Source organism: Oleiphilus sp. HI0123, assembly GCF_001635315.1.
The window spans coordinates 1-5,009 of sequence record NZ_LWGE01001048.1 but is presented as its reverse complement, the minus strand read 5'-3'; the positions used below and the strand labels follow the sequence as shown (position 1 = coordinate 5,009).

Annotated in this window: 4 protein-coding genes; 2 read left to right on the top strand and 2 right to left on the bottom strand. The window is 41.9% G+C overall.

Going from position 1 to position 5,009, the window contains the following annotated elements:
• The first annotated feature begins 415 nt into the window (after nucleotides 1-415).
• Both A3761_RS09345 and A3761_RS09340 read left to right on the top strand, forming a co-directional pair.
• Nucleotides 416-2,407 (top strand): SDR family oxidoreductase, encoded by a 1,992-nt coding sequence (locus A3761_RS09345; RefSeq protein WP_068750142.1) that lies wholly within the window; start codon nucleotides 416-418, stop codon nucleotides 2,405-2,407.
• 216 nt (nucleotides 2,408-2,623) lie between these two features.
• Complete coding sequence (locus tag A3761_RS09340) at nucleotides 2,624-3,226, top strand: peroxiredoxin (protein WP_068515509.1); 603 nt, start codon at nucleotides 2,624-2,626, stop codon at nucleotides 3,224-3,226.
• A gap of 59 nt (nucleotides 3,227-3,285) precedes the next feature.
• On the opposite strand, the gene A3761_RS09335 is transcribed toward A3761_RS09340, so the two are convergent.
• Entirely contained in the window at nucleotides 3,286-3,495 is a 210-nt protein-coding gene (locus tag A3761_RS09335) for a hypothetical protein (RefSeq protein ID WP_068515507.1), read from the bottom strand.
• A gap of 151 nt (nucleotides 3,496-3,646) precedes the next feature.
• Complete coding sequence (locus A3761_RS09330) at nucleotides 3,647-4,897, bottom strand: response regulator (RefSeq protein ID WP_068515504.1); 1,251 nt, start codon at nucleotides 4,895-4,897, stop codon at nucleotides 3,647-3,649.
• Nucleotides 4,898-5,009 lie beyond the last annotated feature (112 nt).

The following is a 5,009-nucleotide window of genomic DNA, read 5'->3' as shown; positions in this document are numbered from 1 at the left end:
GAGGCGTTAACATTACTAGATATAATACCTACAGCGCATAATATGAAAAGTAAATAAACTGGCCGTAAAATTGATATTCCGAACACAGAAATTCCTCGATGATCAAAGTAAATTTAGTGAGCTAGTATAGTGTTATTTCAGCTTGATAGGGGCTTTTGTTAAAGCAAGTTCACGTTAATAACATAATTATATATATTAGAGTAATGTATCTACGTAATCTGTAGTTAAAATAAGGTCACATGGCCGATTAGTATTATATTTCAGCATATTTTTGGCTTTATACTACAATTATCTTTGGTGTGGTCGCATTTGATTTCAGACTTAAGATACTGATGCAGGGAATTAACTAGTTATCCATTGGTAAGCGAATTCTGAGCGAAGCGCAATCAATTTATTCTTTTCGGGGTATTAAGTAATGAGCTATTTTTTGACCGGTGGAACCGGTTTTATTGGTCGTTTTTTAGTTGAGAAACTAATCGCGCGTGGTGAGAAGATATATCTTCTTACACAAGAGTCCAGTATGGAGCGCTATGAGGAATTGCTTGAGCGTTTTAACGTGTCAGGTGATGACGTTGTAGCGATCGTTGGCGATTTGACTCAGGATAACCTGGGTATCTCTGATGCTCAAATGGCCGAGCTCAAAGGAAATGTTAAGCACTTTTATCATCTAGCAGCGATCTATGATTTGAACGCTGGTGCTGAAATTCAGAAAGCAGTAAATGTACAGGGCACAAGAAACGCAATTGTTGCCGCGACAGAAATGCAAGCAGGCTGTTTTAACCATATTAGTTCGATCGCAGCAGCTGGTCTTTATAAGGGGACGTTTAGAGAGGATATGTTCGAAGAGGCCGAGAACCTTGACGATCCATACCTTCAAACAAAACATGACTCGGAAAAGGCTGTTCGAGACGAATGCTCTATTCCTTTCAGAATCTATCGTCCTGGTATGGTTGTGGGGCACTCTAAGACTGGTGAGATCGACAAGATTGACGGTCCATATTACTTCTTCAAAATGCTGCAAAAAATTCGTAACACTTTACCAAAGTGGATGCCTACTATTGGTATTGAAGGTGGCCGCATTAACGTTGTGCCGGTCGACTTTATTGTTGATGCAATTGATCATATTTCCCATGCAGATGGTGAAGATGGAAAATGTTTCCATTTGACTGACCCAGACCCACACAAGGTTGGTGAGGTTCTAAATATTTTTGCCGAAGCTGGTCATGCGCCAACCATGACAATGCGTGTTGATTCTCGCATGTTTGGTTTTATTCCTTCAATGGTTAGGAATGGCCTAAAGAACCTTCCTCCTGTTAAGCGTATTACGAGTGCGGTTTTAAATGATTTTGGTGTTCCAGAGTCGGCAATGGGTTTTATCAATTACCCAACAAAGTTCGACTCTCGCGAAACAGAGCGTGTATTGAAAGGATTAGGAATCGAAGTTCCTCGTCTAGAATCCTACGCACCTGCTATTTGGGATTTTTGGGAGCGTAACCTAGACCCAGATTTACATAAAGATCGTTCCTTAAAAGGTACTGTTGGTGGAAAAGTTTGTGTTGTCACGGGTGCAACATCGGGTATCGGATTGGCGACTGCGCATAAATTGGTAGATGCTGAGGCAATCGTATGTATCGCTGCTAGAACGCAAGAGACTCTGGACGAAGTTAAGGCTGAGCTACAAGCAAAAGGTAAGGGTGAAGTGCATGCTTATCGTTGCGACTTCGCGGACATGAATAACTGTGATGAGTTCGTTGAAGCCGTGCTAAAAGATCATGGTCATGTTGATTATTTGATTAATAACGCAGGCCGCTCGATCAGACGTGCGATTAACCATGCATTTGACCGTTTCCATGATTATGAACGAACTATGCAGCTAAACTACTTTGGTTCTTTGCGTTTGATTATGGGGTTCGCGCCATCAATGCTAGAACGTAAGTGCGGCCATATCGTTAATATTTCCTCTATTGGGGTACTAACTAATGCTCCACGCTTTTCTGCATACGTTGCATCAAAAGCTGCTTTGGATGCATTCTCACGTTGTGCTGCGTCAGAATTTTCCGATAGTAATGTGACTTTCACAACGATTAATATGCCGCTTGTGCGTACGCCGATGATTGGCCCAACTAAGATCTACGACTCTGTTCCGACATTGTCGCCAGATGATGCGGCAGATTTGATTGCTGAAGCGATTGTGCATCGACCAAAGCGTATCGCTACACGCTTGGGGACTTTTGCTGCAGTACTTCACTCCTTAGCTCCTAAGGTTGGTGAGATTGTAATGAATACTGGCTATAAGATGTTCCCTGATTCAGCTGCGGCTCAAGGTAAGGGGCAAGCTAATGAAAAGCCAAAAGTTTCAACAGAGCAGGTTGCATTCGCTGCGATCATGCGTGGTATTCACTGGTAAGGCGTTTTGTCTAGCTAGTATTTGATGCTATGTAGTAATAGAAAAGGGGCTTCGGCCTCTTTTTCTTTTTTAGAAGCTTACTTTTTCAGAAAAAGTAACTAAGAAATGGTGTAATTATTTTTACTGGCTGTGTAATATAGGCACGTTGTTTTAACCACACTAAGAGATACGTTCTGTATCTCTATCGAATAAAACTTTTAAGGAAGGTAATAACTAATGAGTGTTTTAGTTGGTAAGCAAGCTCCTGATTTTACAGTATCTGCAGTACTAGGTGACGGTTCTATCGTTGATGAATTTACGTTTTCTGAAGCGACAAAAGGCAAGTATGCCTTGGTGTTCTTTTATCCATTAGATTTTACTTTTGTTTGTCCATCTGAGTTGATTGCTCTGGATCACAGAATGGATGACTTCAAAGCTCGTGGCGTTGAAGTTATTGGTGTTTCTATCGATTCTCACTTCACTCACAACGCTTGGAGAAACACTCCAATCAATGATGGTGGTATTGGTCAGGTAGGTTATACGCTAGCAGCAGACATGAACCACGATATTTGTAAGGCTTATGATGTTGAGTCAGAAGGTGGTGTTGCATTCCGTGGTGCATTTTTGATTGATACTAACGGTACTGTTCGTTCGCAAATCGTTAACGATTTACCGCTTGGTCGTAATATGGACGAATTGATTCGTCTAGTTGACGCGCTTCAATTCCATGAAGAGCATGGCGAGGTTTGTCCTGCAGGTTGGAATAAAGGTGACAAAGGTATGAACGCTTCTCCTGATGGCGTTGCTGCATACTTATCAGAGAATGCCGACAATCTTTAATGGTCGATAAGTCTTTGTAATATGAAAAAGCCCAACATTAAGTTGGGCTTTTTTGTTTTTTAGTGCTCTTGTTTTGAATAAAGTCGTTCAAAGCTCCATACGAGCATTATGGGGATGGTGATAGCTAGCGTTCCCATGCTGTAGTCTGATAAAGAGCGCTCAGTAATTCCATGAATCAAAAGCATGAAAATATCCAGGGTAATCAGCCCGAAAAGAGCGCCAGATATATAGTCGCTATAATCATGGTACCAAGGTGTGGCGTTACTCATTGTTGTTCTACCTTTCTTGTGTTTCAGGCAGTTGCTGTGCCCGATAGTTTTTATTTTTATTGTGACAAAAGCAGAATATCACGGTGTGTTGGTGCTGTAAGAGTATAGTCAGGGCTATCTCTTTGCTGCAAGTATATCTTGCAGGACTTGCTTAGTCTTCAAACCATACCTGATTTTCACCATTTTCTCGGGCTAGATACAGGCGATTGTCAGCATTTTTTAAAAGCTCAATTAAAGAGTTATTGTTGTTCTCGGTTATTCCTGCTGAAACAGTGAAGTTGAAGCTGAACTCATCTATCATAACAATATGGTCTTCAACTAGCTCCCTAAAGCCGTCTACAAGCTTTGCTGCTTGTTCCAGGCTTAGCCCTGCCATAAGTATTGCAACGTCAGAGTCGTTTATTCGAGCGTATTGGAAGCGATTGAATGCCTTTGGTAGCAGGGTGGTTAGATTGCGCATGGTGATATCGGGCGCATCCAGGCCGTGCTTGTCTTGAATGTTATGCATTTGGTCAACAGAGAGTAGAGCAACAGATACTGGGGTGCTCTGGCTTACGGCCTTTTCTAACTCTTTGTTCCCATCAAGAAAGAACTTCTGTTTGTTGGGCAGCCCTGTAACAAAGTCATGGAAGGCGAGATATTTAAGCGTTTGGGAATGCTCAAGGTTTTCGATGTTGTGTAAAATGCGGCAATGAAACTCTTCATGGCTAAAGGGTTTGTTCAAGAAGTCGTTTGCGCCATTTTTTATGAACTTGGCAGTTAGTTTTCCGTCACCTTCACCAGACAAGCCGATTATAACCAGCTCATTCTTGCTCACCTCTTTTCGGATGTTTTTGACCAAGTCAAAGCCGTTCATTCTTGGCATGTTGTAATCGGTAATCAGTAGTTTAATATCTGGGTGTTGTTCAAGGGCCTCTAAAGCCGTGTCGCCATCGTCTGCGGTGTGCACTTGATAAAGGTGTGTCTCAAGTTGCTGTTGAATGTAGCGGCGAGACATTTTGGAGTCGTCTGCTACAAGAATTTTTATATGCTGGTTTTTTTCAAGGCGCTTAATCAGCTTTATGACATACTCGTAAGAGAAGCGGCTTTCTTTTACAACGTAGTCGACGATTCGCTTTTCCAGCATTTTCTCCCTTTTCTCTTCATCGTAATTTCCCGTGAGTACGATGGTGGGGATTTTTTCTGCAATGGTGTAGTCAACGACTTCTCCATCCGGTGCGTCAGGAAGGTTTAGGTCGACCACTGCAACAAGGTACGCATCTGCGCCATTATTTTGAATGTGTTCCTTTGCTTCTGCGAAGGACGTGGCGATGTCAAAAGGGAAGCCAGCATTGCTTTTGTTGATGTGTTTGATGATTTTTACAACAATCGAGCTGTCTTCAACAAGTAAGAATTTTTTCATAGTTGAGGGTACGCTAGTCTGTACATAATAAAAGGGCGCTATATAGAAGCCGTGGGTTTATCTATCAGCTTAGTAGTTCCTCGCATAGTCTCCAGTTTTTAGTCTTCAAAAA